The 23470-nt window shown below is 67.8% G+C and carries 22 protein-coding genes; 15 read left to right on the top strand and 7 right to left on the bottom strand.

From position 1 onward, the window contains the following. Positions 1 to 75: 75 nt before the first annotated feature. From ACSQ3D_RS02810 to nudB, 7 genes are all read left to right on the top strand, one after another. Positions 76 to 1521 (top strand): sodium:solute symporter family protein, encoded by a 1446-nt coding sequence (locus ACSQ3D_RS02810; protein WP_436125872.1) that lies wholly within the window; start codon positions 76 to 78, stop codon positions 1519 to 1521. A 125-nt stretch (positions 1522 to 1646) separates the two neighbouring features. Continuing rightward, complete coding sequence (locus ACSQ3D_RS02805) at positions 1647 to 1997, top strand: FmdB family zinc ribbon protein (RefSeq protein ID WP_436125871.1); 351 nt, start codon at positions 1647 to 1649, stop codon at positions 1995 to 1997. A 12-nt stretch (positions 1998 to 2009) separates the two neighbouring features. Further along, positions 2010 to 2633 (top strand): DUF502 domain-containing protein, encoded by a 624-nt coding sequence (locus tag ACSQ3D_RS02800; protein WP_056415570.1) that lies wholly within the window; start codon positions 2010 to 2012, stop codon positions 2631 to 2633. Positions 2634 to 2674: 41 nt separating this feature from the next. Beyond that, on the top strand, positions 2675 to 4477 hold the full coding sequence (gene aspS / locus ACSQ3D_RS02795) for an aspartate--tRNA ligase (protein ID WP_056415573.1): 1803 nt from the start codon (positions 2675 to 2677) through the stop codon (positions 4475 to 4477). Positions 4478 to 4626: 149 nt separating this feature from the next. Further along, positions 4627 to 5436 (top strand): curli production assembly/transport component CsgG, encoded by an 810-nt coding sequence (locus tag ACSQ3D_RS02790; protein ID WP_056416328.1) that lies wholly within the window; start codon positions 4627 to 4629, stop codon positions 5434 to 5436. A 159-nt stretch (positions 5437 to 5595) separates the two neighbouring features. Further along, complete coding sequence (locus tag ACSQ3D_RS02785) at positions 5596 to 8283, top strand: chemotaxis protein CheW (protein WP_436125870.1); 2688 nt, start codon at positions 5596 to 5598, stop codon at positions 8281 to 8283. Further along, a complete protein-coding gene (gene nudB / locus ACSQ3D_RS02780; protein ID WP_436125869.1) occupies positions 8283 to 8762 on the top strand; it encodes a dihydroneopterin triphosphate diphosphatase in 480 nt (159 codons plus the stop codon). The genes ACSQ3D_RS02785 and nudB overlap by 1 nt, the downstream gene beginning before the upstream one ends. Positions 8763 to 8804: 42 nt before the next feature. On the opposite strand, the gene ACSQ3D_RS02775 is transcribed toward nudB, so the two are convergent. Then, on the bottom strand, positions 8805 to 10556 hold the full coding sequence (locus ACSQ3D_RS02775) for a response regulator (protein WP_056415579.1): 1752 nt from the start codon (positions 10554 to 10556) through the stop codon (positions 8805 to 8807). A 115-nt stretch (positions 10557 to 10671) separates the two neighbouring features. Here ACSQ3D_RS02775 and ACSQ3D_RS02770 point away from each other — a divergent pair, with 115 nt between their 5' ends. The 6 genes from ACSQ3D_RS02770 to ACSQ3D_RS02745 all read left to right on the top strand — a co-directional run bounded on the left by ACSQ3D_RS02770 (position 10672) and on the right by ACSQ3D_RS02745 (position 16239). Beyond that, positions 10672 to 11409, top strand: coding sequence for an endonuclease/exonuclease/phosphatase family protein (locus tag ACSQ3D_RS02770; RefSeq protein WP_396503556.1), 738 nt, complete (start codon positions 10672 to 10674; stop codon positions 11407 to 11409). Positions 11410 to 11554: 145 nt separating this feature from the next. Next, positions 11555 to 12796 (top strand): cardiolipin synthase ClsB, encoded by a 1242-nt coding sequence (gene clsB / locus ACSQ3D_RS02765; RefSeq protein ID WP_436125868.1) that lies wholly within the window; start codon positions 11555 to 11557, stop codon positions 12794 to 12796. A gap of 258 nt (positions 12797 to 13054) precedes the next feature. Beyond that, on the top strand, positions 13055 to 13780 hold the full coding sequence (gene folE, locus ACSQ3D_RS02760; RefSeq protein WP_056415581.1) for a GTP cyclohydrolase I: 726 nt from the start codon (positions 13055 to 13057) through the stop codon (positions 13778 to 13780). Between the two features lie 3 nt (positions 13781 to 13783). Continuing rightward, positions 13784 to 14206: a BLUF domain-containing protein gene (locus ACSQ3D_RS02755; RefSeq protein ID WP_056161345.1), complete on the top strand. Its 423-nt coding sequence runs from the start codon at positions 13784 to 13786 to the stop codon at positions 14204 to 14206. Positions 14207 to 14453: 247 nt separating this feature from the next. After that, positions 14454 to 15335 carry an EamA family transporter gene (locus tag ACSQ3D_RS02750; protein WP_436125867.1) on the top strand — a complete coding sequence of 294 codons (882 nt, stop codon included), beginning with the start codon at positions 14454 to 14456 and terminating at the stop codon, positions 15333 to 15335. A gap of 4 nt (positions 15336 to 15339) precedes the next feature. Then, on the top strand, positions 15340 to 16239 hold the full coding sequence (locus ACSQ3D_RS02745; RefSeq protein ID WP_436125866.1) for a DUF429 domain-containing protein: 900 nt from the start codon (positions 15340 to 15342) through the stop codon (positions 16237 to 16239). A 45-nt stretch (positions 16240 to 16284) separates the two neighbouring features. On the opposite strand, the gene ACSQ3D_RS02740 is transcribed toward ACSQ3D_RS02745, so the two are convergent. Genes ACSQ3D_RS02740 through ACSQ3D_RS02725 form a run of 4 tightly spaced genes read right to left on the bottom strand, consistent with a single transcriptional unit; the run spans position 16285 to position 20371 of the window. Further along, positions 16285 to 16995 (bottom strand): hypothetical protein, encoded by a 711-nt coding sequence (locus ACSQ3D_RS02740; RefSeq protein WP_436125865.1) that lies wholly within the window; start codon positions 16993 to 16995, stop codon positions 16285 to 16287. Between the two features lie 42 nt (positions 16996 to 17037). After that, the gene (locus tag ACSQ3D_RS02735) at positions 17038 to 17430 is read right to left on the bottom strand and encodes a response regulator (protein WP_056161351.1); all 393 of its coding nucleotides are present in this window, start codon (positions 17428 to 17430) and stop codon (positions 17038 to 17040) included. A 23-nt stretch (positions 17431 to 17453) separates the two neighbouring features. Continuing rightward, complete coding sequence (locus tag ACSQ3D_RS02730; RefSeq protein WP_436125864.1) at positions 17454 to 19703, bottom strand: ATP-binding protein; 2250 nt, start codon at positions 19701 to 19703, stop codon at positions 17454 to 17456. Then, complete coding sequence (locus ACSQ3D_RS02725; RefSeq protein ID WP_396503561.1) at positions 19700 to 20371, bottom strand: biliverdin-producing heme oxygenase; 672 nt, start codon at positions 20369 to 20371, stop codon at positions 19700 to 19702. Before ACSQ3D_RS02725 ends, ACSQ3D_RS02730 begins: the two co-directional genes overlap by 4 nt. 330 nt (positions 20372 to 20701) lie before the next feature. On the opposite strand from ACSQ3D_RS02725, the gene ACSQ3D_RS02720 reads away from it, so the two are divergent. After that, positions 20702 to 20935, top strand: a complete 234-nt coding sequence (locus ACSQ3D_RS02720) for a hypothetical protein (RefSeq protein ID WP_436125863.1) — start codon at positions 20702 to 20704, stop codon at positions 20933 to 20935. Between the two features lie 122 nt (positions 20936 to 21057). Then, complete coding sequence (locus tag ACSQ3D_RS02715) at positions 21058 to 21729, top strand: histidine phosphatase family protein (RefSeq protein WP_056415599.1); 672 nt, start codon at positions 21058 to 21060, stop codon at positions 21727 to 21729. Positions 21730 to 21804: 75 nt separating this feature from the next. On the opposite strand, the gene ACSQ3D_RS02710 is transcribed toward ACSQ3D_RS02715, so the two are convergent. Further along, positions 21805 to 22242 carry a hypothetical protein gene (locus tag ACSQ3D_RS02710; protein WP_436125862.1) on the bottom strand — a complete coding sequence of 146 codons (438 nt, stop codon included), beginning with the start codon at positions 22240 to 22242 and terminating at the stop codon, positions 21805 to 21807. 19 nt (positions 22243 to 22261) lie between these two features. Continuing rightward, positions 22262 to 23377, bottom strand: a complete 1116-nt coding sequence (locus ACSQ3D_RS02705) for a hypothetical protein (RefSeq protein WP_436125861.1) — start codon at positions 23375 to 23377, stop codon at positions 22262 to 22264. Positions 23378 to 23470 lie beyond the last annotated feature (93 nt).

Here is a 23470-nt window from a genome sequence, read left to right as displayed (position 1 = left end):
TTTCTCGGCTTTCCCGGTTTCCCCCTTTTTTTCCGGTTTTATGACCTTCCACTTCGCGACATTGAGGAGCATGCCGTGCTGCTGACCCTGGTTATCGTTTACCTGCTGATCACCATCGGCATCGGCCTGCTCGCAGCCCGGCGCGTGAACAACGCCGCAGACTTTGCCATTGCAGGGCGGCATCTGCCGCTGTACATGATCATCACCACGACGTTCGCGACGTGGTTCGGGTCGGAGACGGTGCTGGGCATTCCGGCCAAGTTCATCGAAGGGGGCCTTGGCAACGTGGTGGAAGACCCGTTCGGCGCGGGCTTCTGCCTGATCCTGGTGGGCCTGTTCTTTGCGGGCAAGCTCTACCGCATGACGCTCTTGACCATCAGCGACTACTACCGCGAGCGCTATGGCCGCACGGTCGAAGTCGTGTGCTCGCTCATCATCATGCTGAGCTACCTGGGATGGGTGTCGGCGCAGGTCACGGCGCTGGGGCTGGTGTTCAACCTGCTGTCGGGCGACGCGATCAGCATTCCCGTGGGCATGGCCATCGGCGTGGTGTCCATCCTGGCGTACACGCTGTTCGGCGGCATGTGGTCGGTGGCGGTCACCGACTTCATCCAGATGATCATCCTGGTGGTGGGCCTGGCCGTGATCGCGGTGTTCGCTGGCAACATGGCCGGCGGGGCCGACAAGGTGATCGAGTTCGCGTCCAACCGCGAGCTGTTCCGCTTCCTGCCAGAGCCCAAGTTCCACGACGTGGTGTTCTTCATCGCCGCGGGCATCACCATGATGTTCGGCTCCATCCCGCAGCAGGACGTGTTCCAGCGCGTGATGTCGGCCAACAATATCAAGGCCGCCACGCGCGGCCCGGTGATCGGCGGCATCTGCTACATCCTGTTCGCCTTCGTGCCCATGTTCCTCGTGGCCAGCGCGCTGATCATCATGCCCGGCGAGACTGCGGCGCTGCTCAAGGAAGACCCCCAGAAGGTGCTGCCCACGCTGGTGATGGCCAAGATGCCGTTCATCATGCAGGTGCTGTTCTTCGGCGCGCTGCTGTCGGCGCTCAAGTCCACCGCGTCGGCCACCTTGCTGGCACCCAGCGTGACTTTCACCGAAAACATCTGGCGCCAGTTCAAGCCCCACAGCACCGATGCGGAGCGCCTGCGCACCATGCGCATCACCACGCTGGTCTTCAGCGCCTGCGTGCTGGCCTATGCCATCTACATGCAGGGCACTTCCATCTATGAACTGGTGTCGGGCGCCTATCAGGTGCCGCTGGTCGGTGCCTTCGTGCCCCTGGTGTTCGGCCTGTACTGGAAGCGCGCCACCACGCAGGGCGCCATCGCGGCCATCGTGCTGGGCCTGGGCACCTGGCTGCTGTTCCTGGCCACGCCTGTGGGTGCCGTTTTCCCGGCACAACTGGCCGGGCTGCTGGCGGCGCTGGCGGGCATGCTGGTGGGCTCGCTCGCCCCGCAGGGCATCCGCAACAGCCACTCGCCGCACCACCCGCTGGTCGGCGCAGACTAAAGCGCGCCGGACCCTGTGCGTCGGGGCGCGCGCATGCCGCAGGCGCCCTGCACACGGCCTCTGCGGGGTAGGGGTATGCCGCCGCCTATAATTGAGGGTTTTGCACTTTCCCTCCACACGCTGACATGCCTATTTACGCCTACAAATGCGGCTCCTGCGGCCATGCCAAGGATGTGCTGCAAAAAATCTCCGACACCCCCCTGACCGTCTGCCCCGCCTGCGGTGCCGAGGCGTTCTCCAAGCAGGTGACGGCCGCAGGCTTTCAGCTCAAGGGCTCGGGCTGGTATGTGACGGATTTCCGGGGTGGCCACAGTGGCGGCGGAGCCAGTGCTGCGCCAGGCGCCGACGGTAAGACGGAGTCCAAGTCCGATTCGGCAGCACCCGCCAGCTCTGGCGACGCCCCCAAGAAAGAATCGACGGCTGCCAGCCCCACGCCTGCCAGCACCGGCGGCTCCTCCACCTCTTCCACGAGCTGATCGAGCGCCCACATGTCTGCTATGCGCAAATGGCTGCTGACCGGCCTTCTGGTGATCGTGCCAGGGGTCATCACGGCGTGGGTGCTCCACTGGATCGTGAGCACGCTCGACCAGACCCTGCAGATCCTGCCTGTCGCGTGGCACCCGGACAAGGTGCTGGGCTTTCATGTGCCCGGCTTCGGGGTGGTGCTCACGCTGCTGATCCTGCTGGTGGTGGGTGCGGTGGCCAGCAACTTCGCGGGCCGCAAGCTCGTGCAGTGGGGCGACGCGGTGGTGCACCGCATCCCCGTGGTGCGCTCCATCTACTCCAGCGTCAAGCAGGTCTCGGACACGCTGTTCTCCGAAAGCGGCAACGCGTTTCGCAAGGCGGTGCTGGTGCAGTGGCCGCGCGAGGGCGTCTGGACCGTGGCCTTCGTCACCGGTGCGCCCAACGGCGAGGTCGCGGCCTACCTGCGTGACGAGTTCGTGAGCGTGTACGTGCCCACCACGCCCAACCCCACGGGCGGCTATTTCGTGATGCTGCGCAAGAGCGACTGCGTCGAGCTCGACATGAGCGTGGACTCAGCCCTCAAATACATTGTTTCGATGGGTGTGGTCGCTCCGGCGGACCCCACGCTCATTTCTCCGGGTAAATGAATCCCTTTTAATGCGCCCCCCGGGCGCCGGAAGTTTCTGCCATGGCCATGCGTTCCCACTATTGCGGTCTTGTGACCGAAGCCCTGATGGGCCAAACCGTCACCCTGTCGGGCTGGGTGAACCGTCGCCGCGACCATGGCGGCGTGATCTTCATCGACCTGCGCGACCGCGAAGGCTACGTGCAGGTGGTGTGCGACCCGGACCGTGCCGAGATGTTCAAGACCGCCGAAGGCGTGCGCAACGAATTCTGCGTGCAGGTGGTGGGCCTGGTGCGCCCCCGTCCCGACGGCACCACCAACGACAAGCTCAAGAGCGGCCAGATCGAAGTGCTGTGCCATGAGCTGAACGTGCTCAACCCCTCGGTCACGCCGCCCTTCCAGATGGACGACGAGAACCTGTCGGAGACCACGCGCCTCACGCACCGCGTGATGGACCTGCGCCGCCCGCACATGCAGCGCAACATGATGCTGCGCTACAAGACCTCCATCCAGGTGCGCAACTTCCTGGACAAGGAAGGCTTCATCGACATCGAGACGCCCATGCTGGGCAAGAGCACGCCCGAAGGCGCGCGCGACTACCTGGTGCCCAGCCGCGTGCACGACGGCCAGTTCTTCGCGCTGCCGCAGTCACCCCAGTTGTACAAGCAGATGCTGATGGTGGCCGGCTACGACCGCTACTACCAGATCACCAAGTGCTTCCGCGACGAAGACCTGCGTGCCGACCGCCAGCCCGAGTTCACCCAGATCGACTGCGAGACCTCGTTCCTGGGCGAGGAAGAGATCCGCGCCATCTTCCAGCGCATGATCACCGAGGTGTTCCAGCAGCAGCTGGGCGTGGACCTGGGCGAGTTCCCCATCATGACGTACCAGGAAGCGGCGTTCCGCTTCGGCTCCGACAAGCCCGACCTGCGCGTGAAGCTCGAATTCACCGAGCTGACCGAAGTGATGAAGGACGTGGACTTCAAGGTGTTCTCCGCCCCCGCCACCACCAAGGGTGGCCGCGTGGTGGCCCTGCGCGTGCCCGGCGGCTCGCAGATCTCGCGCGGCGAGATCGATGCCTACACCGAGTTCGTGAAGATCTACGGCGCCAAGGGCCTGGCCTGGATCAAGGTCAACGAAGTGGCCAACGGCCGCGAAGGCCTGCAGTCCCCCATCGTCAAGAACCTGCACGACGCAGCCATCGCCGAGATCTTGAAGCGCACCGGCGCACAGGACGGCGACCTGCTGTTCTTCGGTGCCGACAAGGAAAAGATCGTCAACGACGCCATCGGCGCGCTGCGCCTGAAGGTCGGCCACAGCGACTTCGGCAAGAAGAACGGCCTGTTTGAAAGCCGCTGGGCACCGCTGTGGGTGGTGGACTTCCCGATGTTCGAGCACGACGAAGAGAACGACCGCTGGGCCGCCGTGCACCACCCCTTCACGTCGCCGAAGGACGGCCACGAAGACCTGATGGACACGGACCCTGGCAAGTGCATCGCCAAGGCCTACGACATGGTGCTCAACGGCTGGGAGCTCGGTGGCGGCTCGGTGCGTATCCACCGCGCCGATGTGCAAAAGAAGGTGTTCGACGCCCTCAAGATCACGCCCGAAGACGCACAGGCCAAGTTCGGCTACCTGCTCGACGCGCTGCAGTACGGTGCCCCTCCGCACGGTGGCCTGGCCTTCGGCCTGGACCGTCTGATCACGCTGATGACCGGTGCCGAGTCGATCCGCGACGTGATCGCCTTCCCCAAGACCCAGCGCGCGCAGGACCTGCTGACGCAGGCCCCTTCGCCCGTGGATGAAAAGCAGCTGCGCGAGCTGCACATCCGCCTGCGCAATGTGGACGCCGTCAAGGCGGCCTGAGCCCGGCAGAACGGCTTCACCCCTGTCATTGCCATGACCGGGCATGCCTGAGACAAAAAGCGGTAGCGGCCCCAGGGCCGGTACCGCTTTTTTCATGGTGCTGCCCTTGTCGCACCTGCTTTTCTTTTGAACCGAACCGAGGCTTGTTCATGCGTGCTTCCCTGAAAACCCCCCTGGCCCTGGGCATGGTGCTCGTGGCACTGCTGCTGGCAGGCTGCGGCGAAAAGAAGACCGAGCTGGGCGAGGGCGGCTCGGTGGTGTCCGGCTCGGCGGGGCCTGCGGGTGCGCAGGGGGCCGACAAGGCGCTCACCACCTGCCCGGCGCCCGTGGCCACGCTCGCCCTGGCCGAGAACCCGAACGGCTACACCGTGTCCAGCAGCTACAACCTGCCGGCGTCGCCGGTGCCGCTGATCCGGCTCATCGCCCAGCAAAGCGGCTGCTTTCGGGTGGTGGACCGCGCGGCCGGCCTGCGCGGCACCATCAAGGAGCAGGAGCTCAAGGACGCTGGCGTGCTGCGCCAGAACTCCACCGTGGCCAAGGGCAAGGGCTACGAGGCGCAATACACGCTGACCCCCAGCCTCACCTTCAGCGAGCAGGACGCGGGCCGCAGCATTGCCGGCGTCATCGCGATGATTCCGGTGCTGCGCGACATCGCGGGGCTGGCGGGCCTGGCCGAGCAGGTCAAGTTCAAGGAAGCGCAGACAGCCCTGCTGCTGACCGACAACGAAACCACCGAGCAGGTGGCCGCGGCCACCGGCGCCGCACGCACCACCGACCTGGGCGCGGCCGGCCTGCTGTGGGGCCGAATGGGCGGTGCAGGCGGCGCGGGCTGGAGCAACACGAACGAAGGCAAGGTGATTGCCGCCGCCTTCTTCGACTCGCACAACAAGCTCGTCACCCAGGTGCAGCTGCTGCAGGCCAAGGAGCTGCCGCCGCCCGTGGCCACGCGCAAGCCGTAAGCGTCCGTGCCGCTGCATCGATCGCCTTGTGCCGGCGCCCTGTCGTGCGCAGGCCGCAGGTGCCTGCGGCGGTGACACATGTTGGTTGGCGCTTTGGCGGCCAGGCAGCACAATGATTTTCCAGGCACTGCCAGGCCCGTTGTGCAAAGGAATGTCTCCGTGTCCCAATTGCTGAACGCCCCCGAACAATGGCTGCGGTACATGCCCGCAGCGCAGCACCAGCGCCAGGAGCTGCGGCTCGTCGAAAGCGCCTGGGACCAGTTGTCCTTGCTGTCGTCGTTGTCGCTGCTGTCGTCCAGGGCATCGTCCGGGGGCGACCTGGCCCAGGCGCGCCGCGACTTCGCCGCGCTCTCCGCCGACCTGATGCGCGGCCTGGCCAGCGAGGCCTTCAAGAACCGCACCGACGACCTCGTGGCCCGGGCCCAGGTCTGCATCGACGTGCTGGTGCGCAACCTGTTCGAGCGCACGGCGGACATCGGCTTCTTCGCCACCGATGGCGGTGTGGCCGACTACCTGGCCGACCCGGCGCCCGGGTTGCGTGCCGGCATCGAGTCACGGCTGCGCGAGTACGCCAGCAAGTACACGGTCTACGGCAACATCTTCCTGTTCGACACCACCCTGCAGCTGTGCGCCAGCCTGCACGCGGTGCCCGCAGCAGGCGGTGAGCTGCAGCGCGAGGACGACCAGGCCTTCCTGTCGTCCGTGGTGCGCGGCGATGTGCCGTATGTGGAGCACTACGCGGTGCACGGCTTTTGCGGCAGCACCGAGCCCACGCTGGTGTACGCGCAGCGCGTGCTGTCGGGCGGACGTCCGGTGGGGGTGATGTGCCTGGCGTTCAAGCTGGCGGACGAAATGCTCGCCATCTTCGGCTCGGTGCAGCCCGGCGGTGCGCAGGGCAGCGACGTGGTGCTGGCGCTGCTGGACGCGCAGGGCCGGGTGCTGGTCTCGGGCGATGCGCTGCAGTTGCCCGTGGGCTGGCCGCTGCCCCAGGCGGCCGGTGCGGGGGTGCAGGTGCTGCGCCATGCCAGCCGGCGCTACCTGATGGCGGTGTGCGACACGCAGGGCTTTCAGGGCTACCGCGGCCCGGGCTGGCGCGGTGTGGCGCTCCTGCCGCTGGATGTGGCCTTCGAAGAGTCCACGCAGGACGATCGCAGCGCGCTGGCGGGCTCGTTCGCGGGCTCGTTGGCGGCCGAGCTCTCGGGCCAGGCCGAGCTGCTGTCGCAAGAGCTGCGCGAGATTCCCCGGCGCTCGGCCTCCATCCAGTCGGCGCTGGAGCGCTCGGTCTGGAACGGCCTGCTGGAGCTCAACCAGCTGGGTACCGGCAGTGGCGCGGCCGACGTGGCGCCGCGCGAGCTTGTGTTCGCCAAGACCCTGCTGTCCGAGATCGGCACCACGGCCCGCAAGACGGCCCAGGCCTTCTCCGGCGCGCTGCAGGATTTGTACGGCGTGGTGATGCAGTCGCTGCTGCGCGACGCCCAAAGCCGTGCGTCCCTGGCCATGCAGATCCTGGACCGCAACCTGTACGAGCGTGCCAACGACTGCCGCTGGTGGGCGCTGACGCCGCAGTTCGCGCGCACACTGGAGGCCGGCGCCGTGGGCTGCGACAAGGCCACGGCGGTGCTGGCGGAGATCAACGGCTTGTACACCGTGTATGCGTGCCTGGTGCTGTTCGCGGCCGATGGGCGTGTGATGGCGGTGTCCCAGCCGGGCCAGGCGCACTGGGTGGGTACGGTGCTGGACGAAGACTGGGTGCGCCAGTGCCTGCGGCTGCGCGGCAGCCAGGGCTACACCGTGAGCCGCTACGAAGACAGCCGCTTCTACAGCGAGGGCCCGACATTCGTCTACGCGGCCGCAGTGCGCGCTGGCGCGGCAGGTGGTACGGCGGGTGGTGCGGATGCCGCCCCCGGCGCCAGCACGCCGGTGCTGGGTGGCATCGCCGTCGTGTGGGACGCTGCCCACCAGCTGCAATCCATCCTGGATGACTGCGGCGTGGGGGCCGGCGAGCGCGATGCGCTGGCTTTTGTCGACGCGGCAGGCCGTGTGCTGCGCACCAGTGGCGATGGGCAGGCCGTCATGGCACCCGATGCCGTGGCCGCCGGCCGCCAGGGCGGGCGCACCGCGGCGCTGACGGGCCACCTGTATGGCGTGGGCTTGGCGCGCGGGCAGGGCTACCGGGAGTTTCGTGTCAGCGACGGCTACGACCACGGGCTCAGCTGCCTGGTGCTGCGCCATCTCTGCGAGCGCCGTTCGGGCGCCCCGGCCGCACCGTTGCTCGCCACGCCCGCGGTGGCGGCGCGCATCGGGGCCGAACACCGCGCGCAGATGGCGACCTTTCTGGTCGGTTCGCACTGGCTGGGCGTGGATGCCGCGCACGTGGTCACTGCGGCGCCCGATGCCACGGTGCTCAATGCAGGCGGTGCGCGTGCGCCGTTTCAGGGCCTGGCGCAGATCGGCGACCGTGTGTACTCGGTGGTGGACCTGCGCAGCGTGGTGGCGGCCGGGCCGCAGGGCGTGGCGGCACCGCGCACCACCGACCCCCACCGCCAGATGGTGCTGGTGCGGGTGCCGCTCGAAGCCGGCGGCGCGCGCGAGTTCATCCTGCGGGTCGATGCCCTGGGCGCCATGCTCGACCTGGACCGGCGCGACATCCGGCCGGTGGGCATGGCGGGGGCGGGCTCCCAGCGCATTTCGCTCATCGATGCGGTGGTGCCGGTGCCCACGGCGGACGGCAGCGCGGGGCAGGGCATGCTGTGCCGCATCTCCGCGCAGTGGCTGGAGCAGTGCGCGCTGGGCGCCCTGGGCGACGAGCCCGCGCAGGACGTGGACGCCCTGCTGGCCGCGGCGTGATGGCTGCGAATGCCGAAGGGGCCGCAGCGCAGCGGCCGTTCAAGATCCCCGAATCGGTGCTGGTGGTGATCCACACGCCCGCACTCGACGTGCTGCTCATCGAGCGTGCGGACGGCATGGAGCACTGGCAGTCCGTCACAGGCAGCAAGGACCGCCCGGACGAACCCTGGGCGCTGACCGCGGCGCGCGAGGTGGGCGAGGAAACCGGCATCGACGTGAACGCCCCCGGCTGTGTGCTCACCGACTGGTGTCTGGAGAACGTGTACGAGATCTGGCCGCAGTGGCGCCACCGCTACGCCCCCGGCGTGGTGTTCAACCGCGAACGCGTCTTCGGGCTGTGCGTGCCCGAGCACACGCCGGTGGTGCTGAGCCCGCGCGAGCATGTGGCCTCTGCATGGCTGCCGTGGTGCGATGCGGCAGACCGCTGCTTTTCAGCCTCCAACGCCGAAGCCTGCCTGCTGCTGCCGCGCTTTGTGTAGCGTGGCCGCCGTACAGGGCGTGCATGCCCTGCACGGGGTGCGTCATGGTGGCCGCAGGCGCAAGGGGTCCGACGGGTCCACCAGGTCTTCAGGTGCCGCGGTCAAGGTCAGGCTGTCGCGCGGCGCCGGGGGGATGCGCGAGGGCTCGTCCGCATTGCTGCGGGTGCGCAGCACCACGCCGCCGGGGCGCCGGTCGTTGTCCTGCCCCAGCGTGGCGCGCGACGGTGCGGTGCCTACCCGCAGCCTTAGCGCGTCGATGGCGTCCTGCAGCGGATCGGGCTCGGCCATGCGGGCGCGGTGGCGCAGCAGCACCTGCTGGGACATGTCCAGCAGCTTGGAGTTCAGGGTCTGCCCCGCGTGCTGCATCAGTTGCGCCACGGCCCCGGCGGGGTCGCCGGCCAGGCTCTGGGCCATGGCGGCCTCGGCGGTCTTGTTCACCTGCTGCAGGCAGTCGCGCACGACCTCGCTGTAGGGAGCGTGCACGTTGCAGGCATTGGCCAGCAGTTCGGTCAGGCCGCGCGTGTTGGCGTAGCGCATGCCCAGCGCCCGCACCCAGCCTTCGCTCTCGGACAGGTCGATGGACGTGACCGCCAGCACGGCCAGCAGGCTGCCCAGGTTGCAGGCGGCTTCAAAGTCAAAGGTGCTGGAGGTGATCTCGCTCGCCATGCTGCGCACGGACTCCACCGCCTGCGAGAACTGGCGCTGCTGGATGAGCTGCAGTGCGCGCGCCACGCTGGCAAAGCGCTGGATGCGCGCGCTGGCAGGGTGGCGCTCCAGGATGCGGCCAAAGTCGGCCATGCAGCGCTCGATGCCCTTGCGGTCGTTCTCCGCGAAGTACGCGAAGGTGAGCAGCACCAGCGACTGGAAGTCGAACAGCTTGGAGTCGATGCCCAGGATGGCCGCCCGCGCCAGCACCTTGGTCGCGGTCTCGCGGTCGCCCATGTAGTACGACATCATTCCCAGCTTCTGCAGCCGCACCACCGAGTCGGGCGTGAGGCCGCTGGCCGTGCGGTAGGTCTCGATGGCCTGCGAGAAGTTGCCCAGCTCCACCTGCGCACGCCCCAGCACGTCGTAGGCGTCGGCGAAGGACGCATCCTCGCCGATCAGCTCCTGCAGGGTGGTCACGGCCCGGGCCGCCTGGCCGGACTCGATCTGCGCCCGTGCCACGCCAAGCTTGGCCCAGGGCAGGGCGCGGGCGGCGATCACGGCCTCGAACAGCGTGCGCGCCTCGTCGTGGCGGGACAGCCGCAGCAGCAGCTCGGAGCCGATGCGCGCCGCGTACAGCCAGTAGGGCTTGCGCGCCTCGAAGCGCTCCACGCACAGGCGCGCGGCGCTTTCGAAATCCTCGGCCTCGATGGCGTCGAAGATGGGCTTCAGATGCACCTTGCGCAGGCGCGCCAGGCTCAGGCGCTCGAAGAGGGCGCTCGGGGTGAAGGGCTTGAGCAGGTAGCCGTCGAGCGCCGACTCCGCAGCCTCTGCCACGGCGGCGTAGGACGCCTCGGCCGTGACCATGAAGAACACCGTGGAAAAGGGCAGCAGCTGGGCGCGCCGCAGGTCGTCCAGCAGGGTCTGGCCGGAGTAGCCGGCCTCACCGAAGTACTGGTCGCACAGCACGTAGTCGAACACCGTGTGCTCCAGCCGGCTGCGCGCGTCCTGCACGCGGCTGCACTGCACGATGCGGCTGACACCGTACTCGCGCAGTTGTCCCACCAGGATGCTGCGCGATGTGGCATTGCTGTCGACAATCAGCGCCAGGACCGGTGTGGTGGCGGAGGGGTCGTTGTCGGTCGCCAAGGTATGTACCGGGCCGCCGTGGCGGGAAGTTGTATGCAACCAAGTGTAAAGCGTGGCGGCGCCGCGCAGTGTCGGACAAACCCGCGGCGTGGGCGGCATGCGACACAATCGGGCCATGGAACACGACGACATTCTGCGGGTGGCCACCTACAACATCCACAAGGGCGTGCAGGGCCTGGGGCCGGCGCGCCGGCTGGAGATCCACAACCTGGGCCTGGCGGTGGAGCAGCTCGATGCCGACATCGTGTGCCTGCAGGAGGTGCGCAAGCTCCACCGGCGCGAGGCGACGTACTTCCAGCGCTGGCCCGATCTGCCCCAGGCCGAGTACCTGGCGCCCGAAGGTTATGAGGCGGTGTACCGCACCAACGCCATCACCAAGCACGGCGAACACGGCAATGCGCTGCTGTCGCGCTGGCCGGTGATAGGGCACCAGCACGAGGACATCTCCGACCACCGCTTCGAGCAGCGCGGCCTGCTGCATGTGGAGGTGGACGCCCACGGGCGCCGCATCCATGTGATCGTCGTGCACCTGGGGCTCATTCCCGGCAGCCGCGTCCGCCAGATCGAGCGGCTGCAGCGCTTCATCGAGCGCGAGGTGCCCTCCGGTGCGCCGGTGGTCGTGGCGGGGGATTTCAACGACTGGGGCCTGCAGATCAAGCGCATGCTGGCGGGGTTTTCGCTGTACGAGTTCGACGCGCCGCGCGCCTTCACCTACCCCGCGCGGCTGCCGCTGGCCCAGCTGGACCACGTGTACGTGCGCGGGCTCACCCCGCTGTCGCTGCACGTGCCGCGGGGCCGCATCTGGTGGCGCATGTCCGACCACCTTCCGCTCATCGCTGAATTCAGGCTGTGAAAGCCGCCCCCCGGAGTCGCTTCGCGCCTTCCCCCGCAGGGGGGCGCCACCCGTGGCCTGGCGAACCCAGCTCCACGGTGGCACTGGCGTGGGTCGCGTCACGTTCCACGATGGCTGGCGATCCGTTGCACGGTAGAGGGGTGCGATGAGCAAGAAGCTGATGTTTCCGGACAAAAGAACTGAGTTTTCTGACGACCACCGGGTGCGCCTGCTGCAGGGGGCCGAGGAGCTTTTCCCCGCGCTGGTCCAGGCCATGGATGCCGCGCTGTCGGACATCCAGTTCGAGACCTACATCTTCGACTTCACCGGCGCGGGCGCCGATGTGGCCCAGGCGCTGATGCGGGCTGCAGCACGCGGCGTGCGCACCCAGCTGGTGGTGGACGGCGTGGGCACCGGCGCCCTGCCGCCCGAGTGGGCCGAGCGCCTGGCGAACGCTGGCGTGCAGTACCGCGTGTACTCGCCGCTCGGGCCCCTGGGCCTGCTGCTGCCGCACCGCTGGCGCCGGCTGCACCGAAAGCTGTGCGTGGTGGACGGCTGCACGCTGTTTTGCGGCGGCATCAACGTGCTGGATGATTTTCACGACCCGAACTACGGCCGCCTGGACGCGCCGCGCTTCGACTTTGCGGTGCAGGCCACCGGCAGCCTGGTGACCAGCGCCAGCGAGACCATGGACCAGCTGTGGTGGCGCATGCAGGCTGTGCGCGACGCGCGCGAGCGCCGCCTGCCCGAGGCGCTGCAGGCCCTGCGCGCCGCCAGTGCCGCCCGGCACGCGGCCGAGGCGGCGGACGACGCCACGCCCCCCATGCGCGCCGCGCTGGTGCTGCGCGACAACGTGCGCAACCGCAGCCGCATCGAAAAGGCCTACCGCCGCGCCATCGGGTCGGCACGGCACGAGGTCATCATCGCCAACGCCTACTTCATGCCCGGCGGCAAGCTGCGCCGCGCGCTGGTGATGGCGGCGCGCCGCGGCGTGCGCGTGCGGCTGCTGCTGCAGGGGCGCTATGAGTACTTCATGCAGTACCACGCGGCGCGGCCGGTGTACGGCGCGCTGCTGGATGCGGGCGTGGAGATCCATGAATACGCGCCGAGCTTTCTGCACGCCAAGGTGGCGGTGGTCGATGCCATGGGCGAGCGGCCCTGGGCCACGGTGGGCTCGTCCAACCTGGACCCTTTGAGCCTGCTGCTGGCGCGCGAGGCCAACGTGGTGGTGGAAGACGCCGCCTTTGCCGCCGACCTGCGCCAGCGGCTGGTGGACGCCATGCAGCACGCCGGCCGCCGCATGGACCCCGCGCGCTACGCGGGCCGCCCGCTGCGCCAGCGGGTGCTCGACCGCATCGCGTTCGGCCTGATGCGCCTGGCGCTGTGGATCACCGGAAAAAGTTACTAGCAAGCCCCCCTGAGCGGCTGCGCCGCTTCCCCCCAGGGGGACGCCACCGGTGGCCCGGCGAAGCCGGTTCCACGGTGGCACTGGTGTGGGGGCGCGCCGGTTGCAGAGCGTGCGGGGAAGGCGACGCGCAGTAGGCGGTCAGGACCTGTTCATTTGGATTGCTATAAAATTAATAGCTGCTAGCGCTTGCCTATCAAGCGGTAGAGGCCAAAAACCCTTGAAATGAGCGGCGTGTCATTCGCTGTTACGATTCTGGCCATGTCCAGCCCCACTGCCGCCGATATGACGCCCACCCCGCCGGATGAAGGCACGCCTGTTTCCGTCAAGATCCGGGAGCGCCTCGCGGCGGCCCGCAAGCGCTTTCATGCCAACGACAACATCTCCGAGTTCATCGAGCCCGGCGAGCTGGAGAAGCTGCTCGACGAGGTCGAGACCAAGATGCAGGGCGTGCTCGACAGCCTGGTGATCAACACCGACGGCGACCACAACACCAACAACACCGCGCGGCGCGTGGCCAAGATGTACCTGAACGAGGTGTTCAAGGGCCGCTACGTGGCGCAGCCGCCCATCACCGAGTTTCCCAACGCCGAGCACCTGAACGAGCTGATGATCGTCGGCCCCATCACCGTGCGCAGCGCGTGCAGCCACCACTTCTGCCCGGTCATCGGCAAGATCTGGATCGGCGTGATGCCCAACGAGCACACCAACGTGATCGGCCTGTCCAAATACGCGCGCCTGGTCGACTGGGTCATGGGCCGCCCCCAGATCCAGGAAGAAGCCGTGGTGCAGCTGGCCGACCTGATCATGGAAAAGACGCAGCCCGACGGCCTGGCCATCGTGATGGAGGCCAGCCACTTCTGCATGTCCTGGCGCGGCGTGCGCGAGATGGACAGCAAGATGATCAACTCGGTGATGCGTGGCGTGTTCCTCAAGGACCCGGCGCTGCGCCGCGAATTCCTCTCCCTCATCCCCGGAAAGAACTGACCCATGCTCGTACGCCTGCTCTACGCCAGCCGCGCTGTGGACACCTCTCCCGCAGCCATCGAAGCCATCCTCACGCAATCGCGCCAGCACAACCCGGGCTGCGGAATCACCGGCGTGCTGTGCTACGGCGGCGGTGTGTTCCTGCAGGCCATCGAAGGCGGGCGCTCCGCGGTGAGCGACCTGTACGGCCACATCCAGAAGGACGCGCGCCACAAGAACGTGGAGCTGCTGCACTACGAAGAGATCGCCGAGCGCCGCTTCGGCGGCTGGACCATGGGGCAGGTGAACCTGTCCAAGATCAACCATTCGATCCTGCTCAAGTACTCCGAAAAGCCCGAACTCGACCCGTATGCGGTGTCGGGCAAGGTGTCGTTCGCGCTGCTCGAAGAGCTGATGGCGACCGCTTCGATCATCGGCAGAGCTTAGGAACACACCCCTGAGTCGCTGCGCGCCTTCCCCCCGCTCTCGCATTGCTGCGCAATGCGGGCAGGGGGACGCCACCAGTGCGGCGGGGCGGCCCTTGCACGGTGGCTGCTGGCTGGGACAGCGCCAGTTGCATGCGCCGTGCGGGTGGCATGGCACTTCTCCTGACTGACTGTTCGCGCGCCACACGGCCGCAGTTCCAGACGGTGCTGCGGCTTTTTGCATTCATGTCCCTCGCTCCCTCTGACCCGTGACCCTCACCGCCTTCGCCCTCATCATCCTCGCCGGCCTCATCCATGCGTGCTGGAACATCGCCGCCAAGAAGGCGGGGGGCGATGCGCGGTTTGCGTTCTTCACCTCGGCGATCATGATGGTCTTCTGGGCGCCGCTGGGCTGGTGGCTGGGGCGCGAAGTGGTGCCGCTGTGGGGCGCGGTGGAGTGGGGCTTCGTGGTGGCCAGCGGGCTGCTGCACGTGGCGTACTACGTGATCCTGCTGCGGGGCTACCGCGTGGCCGACCTCACGGTGGTCTACCCGCTCGCGCGTGGCTCGGGGCCGCTGCTGTCCTCGCTGGTGGCCATCACGGTGCTGGGCGAGCGCATCTCCGCGCTGGGTGCCGTGGGCATCCTGGGCGTGGTGGGGGGCGTGTTCCTCATCGCGGGCGGCCCGGGCCTGCTGCGCGCGGCGCACGACCCCGCGGCGCGCGAACGCGTGCACAAGGGCATTGCCTACGGGCTGCTCACCGGGGCCTTCATCGCCAGCTACACGGTGGTGGACGGCTATGCGGTCAAGATACTGCTGATGTCCCCCATCCTCGTCGACTACATGGGCAACTTCGTGCGCGTGGGTTTGCTCGCGCCGGTGGTGCTGCGCGATGTGCGCACCGCCCGCACGCTGTGGCTTGCGCAGTGGCGCTTTGCGCTGCTGGTGGCGGTGGTGAGCCCCGTGGCCTATGTGCTGGTGCTGTACGCCATGCGCGAGGCGCCCATGTCCCACGTGGCGCCGGCGCGCGAAGTGTCCATGCTGTTCGCCGCCCTCATCGGCGGGCATCTGCTGGGTGAGGGCGACCGGGCGGCGCGCATTTGCGGCGCGCTGTGCATTGCAGCCGGGGTGACGGCCCTGGCGCTGGGGTAGGCCCATGGCGCCAGACGTCACCGCTCCGATGCTGCTGGGCTGCGATTTTTCCAGCAGCCCCAGCCGCCGCAAGCCCATCGTGCTGGCCCTCGGGCAGCGCCAGGGAGCGCGGGTGCAGCTGCAAGCGCTGGAGCGCTTCGACACACTGTCGGCGTTCGGCCAATGGCTTGCGCAGCCGGGCACCGGGTCTCAGAACGGCTCTCAGGACGCATCGCCGGGCGGTTGGGTCGGCGGCTTCGACCTGCCTTTCGGCCTGCCGCGCGAGCTGGTGGAGACCTTAGGCTGGCCCACCGACTGGCTTGCCTGCATGCAGCACTACCGCAGCCTGGACCGCGAGCAGATCCGCACGCAGTTCGCGGCGTTCTGCGATGCGCGCCCCGTGGGCGGCAAGTTTGCGCACCGCGCCACCGATGGGCCTGCAGGCTCCAGCCCGTCGATGAAATGGGTGAACCCGCCCGTGGCCTACATGCTGCACGCGGGCGTGCCGCTGCTGATCGATGCCGGTGTGCACCTGCCCGGCCTGCACGCGGGCGACCCGTCACGCGTGGCGCTGGAGGCCTACCCCGGCCTGCTCGCGCGCGAGGTGCTGCAGCGGCGCAGCTACAAGAGCGACGACCGCACCAAGCAAACGCCCGACCGGCTCATCGCCCGCAAGGACCTGGTGAACGCGCTGGAGATCGGCCAGACCCGGCTGGGCCTGCGCCTGAAGCTCAGCCACGCGCAGCGCGATGCCCTGGTGGATGATGCCAGCGGCGACAGCCTGGACGCCGTGCTGTGCCTGGTGCAGGCCGCGTGGGCCCAGCAGCGCCATGCCGAGGGCGATGCGCTCTACGGCCTGCCTGCGGGGCTGGATGCGCTGGAGGGTTGGATCGTGACGCCGCCTGCCGTGCCCGCGGCAGGCTGAGTCGCGGCGCCACATCGGCAGGGCCGAGGGGCGAGGCCGTGCGCCTCAGCCGCCCGGCAGCGTGACGGTCACTTCAGACCCGCTGGCCTGCACCTGCACGCCCAGAGGTTGCGCCAGTTGCAGCAGCGCGGCCAGGTCCAGAGCCGGGGGCTGTGCCAGGCCGGCCGAACGCGCCGCGGTATCCGCGTCCATCAGCCGCGTGGCGGTGGATGCGCCCCGGGCCTGCACACGCACGCTGAAGGGGCCGGCAGGCGCCACGGTGATCTGGGCGGGCACCGGGCTCGATTGTTCCGCCAGGTGGTAGATGGCGCCCAGCACCACGTACAGCAGGGTGTGGGGCACCTGGGTGACGTCGTCCCAGCCCGGCAGGTCCGCAGGCAGCGGCTCCATCTCGGTACCGCTGACCATCAGCGCGGGGCGGGCCAGCTCGATGGCTTCGTCCATCAGGGCGCGCACCGTGTGGCGGTCGTTGATCTGCAGGTCCCACAGCCGCAGGCGGCGGATGTGGTGGGCGATCTCGCCCAGCTGTTCCTCGATCTGCTCCACGCGCTCCACCGCCTGCTCGGGCGTCATGTCGCCCTTGGCCAGGCGGCGCTTGAGCAGCATGGTGCCCATGCGCATCACCGACAGCGGGCCGGCCACGTCGTGGCGCAGCACCGGGATGGCGCGCATCAGGATGGCGTGCTGCAGGCCGGCATCGGTCAGCGCGTCGGAAGACGGGCCCGGTGCGGAAGGGAGACGTTTTTTGGTGGCCAAAGCGGGTGGGGGTATGGGGTGTGTCGGAACTGTCAGTGAGGATCAGGCGGCGGGCGGCTGCAGCGCTGCGGCGCACTGGGCGAGCACGTTGTCGAAGGCGTCGAAATCGAGTGGCTTGCCCAGGATGAAGTCGAACTGCCCTGTCTCCGTACCCACGCTGACGCCCGATGCCATGCCGGTGATGGCGATCGCAAAACACCGGCCTGCACCGTGGTCAGCCACCGTGGCCCGCAGCAACGGGAGCAGTTCGGAGCCCTGCATGTCCGGGAGGTTCTGGTCCACCAGGAAAATCTGCGCCGGCTTCTCGCGCGCCAGGGCCAGTGCCTGTGCGGCCGTGGCTGCCGTGCGGATCGCATGGCCTTCCATCGTGAGCAGCTCTTGCAGCAGCTCCGTGGCATCGAGGTTGTCGTCAACGAGGAGGATATCGAGCGGCATGGCTGTCTGGAGCGGGTGGAATATCAGGAGGTGGCGCTGACCGGGGCTGCGCCGGCAGCGTCCGTCTGCGGCAGGTGCACCGTGAACACCACGTGCGGCGGCTGGTGCGTATACACAATGGTACCCCCATGGCCTTGCGCGATCTGGTGGGCGATGTACAGGCCCAGGCCCAGGCCGGAGCGGTTGCGCTCGTTGCCCACGGACGAGGACTTGAAGGGAGTGAACAGGTTGGCGGCCACCGCCGGGTCGATGGGCGGCGCCACATTGCGCACCTCGATGACCACGCCGCTTTGCGCGCCCCGTGCGTGCACATGGATGGGCTGGCCCGCATCCCCGTGGTGGCGGGCGTTGCTGATGAGGTTGGAGACCACCTGCGCAATGCGGTCGGGGTCGGCCTGTGCGTCCAGGCGCTCGGGCAGGTGGATCTCGATCTGCGTGCCGGGGTGGGCGGTGCGCGCCTCGTCCACCAGATCGGCGAGCAGTTGCACCACGTCGACGGTTTTGAGCTGCAGGTTCAGGCCCAGCCTGCTTTGCAGGCGGGACATGTCCATCACCTGGCTCACCAGGCGCTGCATGCGGTTGCTGGACGACTGGATGCGCTGGCCGATCCGGCCGGTGTTGCCGTCCGCGGCGTTGTTCTTCTCCAGCACCCGCGCGGCCATGCTGATGGAGTGCAGCGGGTCGCGCAGGTCGTGGCCCAGCACCGCCATCAGGTGCGCGCGCGCGTCGTTCAGCTCGGCATGGCGGGTGGTCTGGGCGCGCACCAGCTCGGCCAGCAGCTGGCGGGCGGTGTCGAGTTCGTCCGCCGTCCAGGGCTCGGACTTGGAGCGCACGATTTCCTTCCACAGGTCGAACGAGCCGCGGGGAGTGAGGCGCGGGCCCAGCGGGCCGGCACGCACTTCCTTTTCAGGCTTGCCGCCCCAGTTGATGGTCTCGATCTGCTCCTTGCGCAGAAACACCAGCCAGCTGCCCCGGGTACGGTCCAGCGGCAGGGCCAGGGCGCCGCACCACGGGGCCAGCTGCAGGCCGATCTCGGGTGCGTCCAGGGGCAGTGCATGTGTGTTGTAGATGCCGCTGCCGCCTTGCGTGGCATCGAGCCACTGCAGAAGGACCTTGGCAGCGGCGTCGGTCACGCCGCCTTCGGTGCACAGCTTGCTGTGTTCCGACACGATGATGGCGTCGGCGCTCATCGAGCAGGCGAGCACGCCGGCGTGCGAGCACAGGGCTGTGAACTCGTCATCGGAGTGCAGCACCTGCTCCATCACCCGCATGCGCAGCTCGGTCACCTTCTGCTGGCGCGCGGCCTCCTTGCGCGCCAGGGCGGCCTGTATATTGGCGCCCAGCACCTGTGCCATCACGTCGCAGGCCATGCGCACGCTGTAGGGCACCTGGCGCGGGCCCATGTGGTGGCAGGCCAGAAGCCCCCACAGCCGGTTGTTGATGACGATGGAGATGCTCATCGACGCACCCACGCCCATATTGGTCAGGTACTCGATGTGGATGGGCGACACGCTGCGCAGGATGCTGGCGCTCAGGTCCAGCGGCGCGCCGCCGACCGGCACCAGCGGCACCGGCGTGGCCCGCACATCGGCAATGAGGCGCAAGGTGTTGGCCACGTACAGCGCCCGGGCCTGCGCCGGGATGTCGCTGGCCGGGTAGCGCCGGCCCAGATAGGCATCCAGAAAATCCGCACGCGACTCGGCCACCACATCGCCGCTGCTGTCCTGGCGAAAGCGGTAGGCCATGACGCGGTCGAACCCTGTCAGGGTCTTGATCTCCTGCGTTGCCAGCTGCAGCAGGTCGTTGATGGCAGGGCGCGGGCGGCGCAGCTTCTCCATGGCGCGGTGGGCCTGCATCGCAAAGCCAGCCAGTGCATCGGCGGACTCCTGGCGTGCCTCGAACTCCAGCACCAGCAGCTCCTGCGACTGGTGCAGCACCACGTCGAAGCTGCGGCCTTCGGCCTCCAGCTCGGAAGGCATCGGAAGCTCGCCCGTGCCCGCCAGCGTGGCCAGGCCCTCGTCGAGCAGGTCGCGCAACAGCGCGTGGCGGGCGATCAGCGGCGTGTCGCGCAGTGCCTGTCCCGGGGCTATGGCGCAGCCCAGCATGGCTGCCACGTTGGTGCTGGCATGGCGCACCGTGCCCGCCTTGTCGACGGCGATCAGGGCGCCGTGGGACTGGATCGAGCCCGGGATGTGGATGGGCTCGCGGTCGCAGTTTTCCAGCGTCGGGCGTGCCGCGTCGGCGCCGCCGCCGGCGGATGCTTCTGGATTCATTGCGGCAGTCCTTCAGGGGCCGGAAAATGGCTTTGCAGCCCGGCAAAGGCTGCGGTGGCCCCAAGGCACGCAGCCTCCAGGGCGGCGGGTGATGGTGTCACGTGCTGGCGCAGCAGCGAGATGAACAGCTTCCAGCGCGCCCCGGTGGCGGCACCGTCGCCATGCAGATAACGCAGGGGGTGCGGCGCCAACCGTGGCGACAGCTGCCGGTACAGCACCTGTCCACCCAGCTGGGAGCCCTCCACCACATAGGCGAACCCCCACCGCACCGCGTGCGGCTGTGCCGGGTGGCGGGCCAGGGCCTGCGCCGCAAGCTGCCCCGCGGCAGCGCTGGGCAGCGGCCAGCTTCCGGGCGTGCCGGTGGCAGTGGTGGTCAGTGGCGGGATGTCTTGCAGATCGGATTCCAGGGCAGCCAATCGGGGGGCTGGCATGAAAACAAAGCCCGGTATCGTCGCTTGAAGCATCTGCAGATGAGGCCACAGCGCCTGTAGCCACGCGGCCAGTGCACGGGCATGCGCCTTGTAGTCTTCCAGCGATGCATCGGGTCGGCCAATGGCGAGGTGGGCATCGAGCCGGGCGTGCTGTGCGGCAGTGGCACTGCGCAGTGCCTGCAAGGGGTCCGCGCACGCAGTGGGCGGCAGTTCAGAGACTGGGTGGCTGGAGGGCACGAACGGGGGACCAGTTAGGAAGCGGATTGCATAAGCTCGGGGCACTGCGCTGGCCGTGATTCTAATGATTCGCCCGGTCCGGCCCTTGGCACTTTGGCCCGTAGGTGTGTCGCGGGCGCAACCATGGTGCTGATTCGGCGCACCCGCGGCGCAGCGCCTTCTGCCTGGGAGGCCGGCCCCGGCAGTCACGGCGTGGCTGCGGGGGCGGCCGGGTGGCGATGTGAGGTGCCGGTCACGCGTGGCAATGCGGCATTCGCGCTGCTTTTCGGGCGATCGCGCCGCGCCGCGGGGCATACCATGCTGGCCATACCACCGAACCCCGCTTTCACCATGCCCGCTCTCCGCCATTGGCCCGCACTGGCCATCGCCACCGCCCTCGGCAGCCTGCTCGCCGCGCCGGGGCATGCCGCGCCGGCGCCCTGGTACTACTGGCGCAGCCTGGTCGATGGCGCGCGGGTGTGCGCGCAGACGTCCCCCGGGCAGGGCTGGGAGCGTGACAGCGCCGCCCATGAAGGCCCCGGCTGCCAGCCCCGGCGCAAGGTGCTGGTCATTCCCATGCGCTGAGGCCGAGGGCGTGGCCGCACCCGCCGTGCTTTGTTATAAAAAGCATAGCTAACAACGCACGCCGCATAAGCGGTAGGCTGCAACTTCTTGGCATTGCTGTGCATGCATTCGATAATGCAGCCATGACCGAACTGATCCTGATCCGCCACGGCGAAACCGACTGGAACCGCGAGCTGCGCTTTCAGGGCCACGTGGACATCCCCCTGAACGCCACCGGCCACGAACAGGCCCGCCGCCTGGCCGACCGCCTGGCCGCCGAGAAGCTGGCGGTGGACCACCTGGTCTGCAGTGACCTCATCCGCACGCAGGAGACCGCCTCCCCCGCCCTGCAGGTGCTGTTCCCGCAACTGCGCATCGACACCCTCACCGACAGCAGCCTGCGCGAGCAGAACTTCGGCATCGTGGACGGCAAGCGGGTGGACGACGTCAAGCTCGACCATGCCGATGCGTGGAACCAGTGGCTGCGCTTCGAGGCCGACTACGGCATGCCCGGCGGCGAGACCACCCGCCAGTTCCACACCCGCGTGATGGACGCCGTGCGCCGCATCGCACAGCAGTACCAGGGCCGCAAAGTCATGGTCGTGACCCACGGCGGCGTGCTCGACATGATCTGGCGCACCGCCCGCGGCACGGGCCTCGACGGCCCCCGCCAGAGCGACATCCCCAACGCGGGCCTCAACCGCGTGCGGGTGGACGGCGATGTGGTGGAGGTGCTGGACTGGGCGGACGTGCGGCACCTGGCGGACTTGCCGGCGCAGCCGGTGTATGACCAGAAGAAGCTGGTGGTGCGCTGAGGGGCTTGTGTCGCTTGCGAGGTTCGCGTGGCTGGTGCTTGGCAGCTCGAGCGCGGGCCTGGCACAAACGTGGCGTTAGGCGGTATACCGGTCGTATAGCCCCTGATGCACCTCGCTCGGGGTCTGTTCGCAGTCAGGCGTTGCCAGCGCGTCCTCCGACTCCGCTTGCATAGCAATGCCTATTGAGTTCAGCCAGACCTTGATCTCCAGAAATTCTTCAACGTCGTAGAACGTCCCCGCGATGGCCTCAGCCAAGTTTGAGCCGCTGCACACATGAAAGCTGCCCTCGTTGTCCAGATAGACCACAGGCGAGTCAGCAATCGAGCGCTGATCCAACCCACGCCAATAGCCAAAATACTCTCCCTCCTGATTTTCCGCAACGAACGCGATTCGTTCACAGACCTCTGCAATTGCGCGCACATTGGCCACGATATCCGGATCCGCAAGATCTTCGGCATTCAAGTAGCTGGTGTCAGACCAAGGGGCCCAGTCCTTTTGCCAATTGATCTCCATGCCAGTCAAGCGTGTGAGGTCACCCACGTGATCCATCAAAATTTCTAGATCCTGTGGAACTGGCTCGCCATTGAGGCGATATGAAGAAAGGTCCGGAATATTTCCAGTCGTTGACAATTGAGAGTCCTTGAAGAGAACTGCAGTGCAAGCAGGCCGTGTAGATGATTCCCGGGCGCGATCCGTCAATGTCGTCAGTGAGCCGGTCCAGCACCGGCTTCGGGTCAAAGGTCAATCCCAGCCGAACAAAATGGTACCCGCCCTGCCTGTTGGTGAACACGGCAAGCCCATGCGGCGCGATGGTAATCGCATGCCAAGCACCGGCCACACGGGTTTCCGTCCGGGTGTTCACCAGCTTTCCGTCCTCTCCGTACAGACGGAGTTCGCCAGTGGCCACCAGCTTTTGACCACCATCGGCGGGGATCATATGGCGAACCGTATGCAGTACATACCGACCGCCCGGTGCCAATGTGAGAGAAGGTTCTGGGTCGCCGCCGGGCACCCCATCGATGCGAACGATGCTTTTCCGCGCGCGGTCAACAAGCGCAAACGCCGAACCTCCGGTGCGGGGGGCCGCATATTGAATCAGCACCTTGTTGGCCGACCAAGCTAACGGGTTGACAAATTCAAGTGACTGGCCGCCTGGGAACTGCGCAGCCTCTGCCAGCGTGGCAGCGGCTGTATCTTGTCCGTCCGGCAAAACCTCCATACGCCCGCCGGCGCCGCGGGCGATGCGTGGCGGTGTGCCGTTGAGCACGTCGAACGACCCCAGCTCCTGTTTGCCTTGCAGCGTCCAGCCAGGCACGGCAAAGGTCAGCAGGCTGTAGGGCTTGCTTCCATCGGTATTGCTGCGATCCACGTGGTTGGACGCCACGATATATGCAACACCCGCGGGAGGCGCGTCCACGCCGTCTGGCACACCAGGTCGCGCAAGGCAGCTGTCAGGACGCACTCCAGGTGAGCGCAGTTTGGCGACGGCTGGCGGCGTACCGCTGCGTGAAGCCAGTTGAAAACTCTCGACCTTCGCTTGCTGCGCAAGGTCCAAAAGGTCTACCGTACCGTTGCAGTAAACGACATACAGTTGCTGCCAGCCAGCTTGCGCAGGTGAAACAGATGGCGCGGATGCTGCTGCAAGCACTGGAGGGTGGGCGGCTTCAGTCTGTGATTGTTCTCGCGGCGCGTCACGAGAGCAACCTGATAGCGACAGACTTACGATAAGTGCTGCCCAACA

Source organism: Acidovorax sp. LjRoot117 (genome assembly GCF_964252695.1).
Classification (GTDB): Bacteria; Pseudomonadota; Gammaproteobacteria; order Burkholderiales; family Burkholderiaceae_C; genus Acidovorax.
The sequence above is the reverse complement of the archived record's forward strand: the minus strand, read 5'-3'. Positions and strand labels throughout refer to the sequence as shown.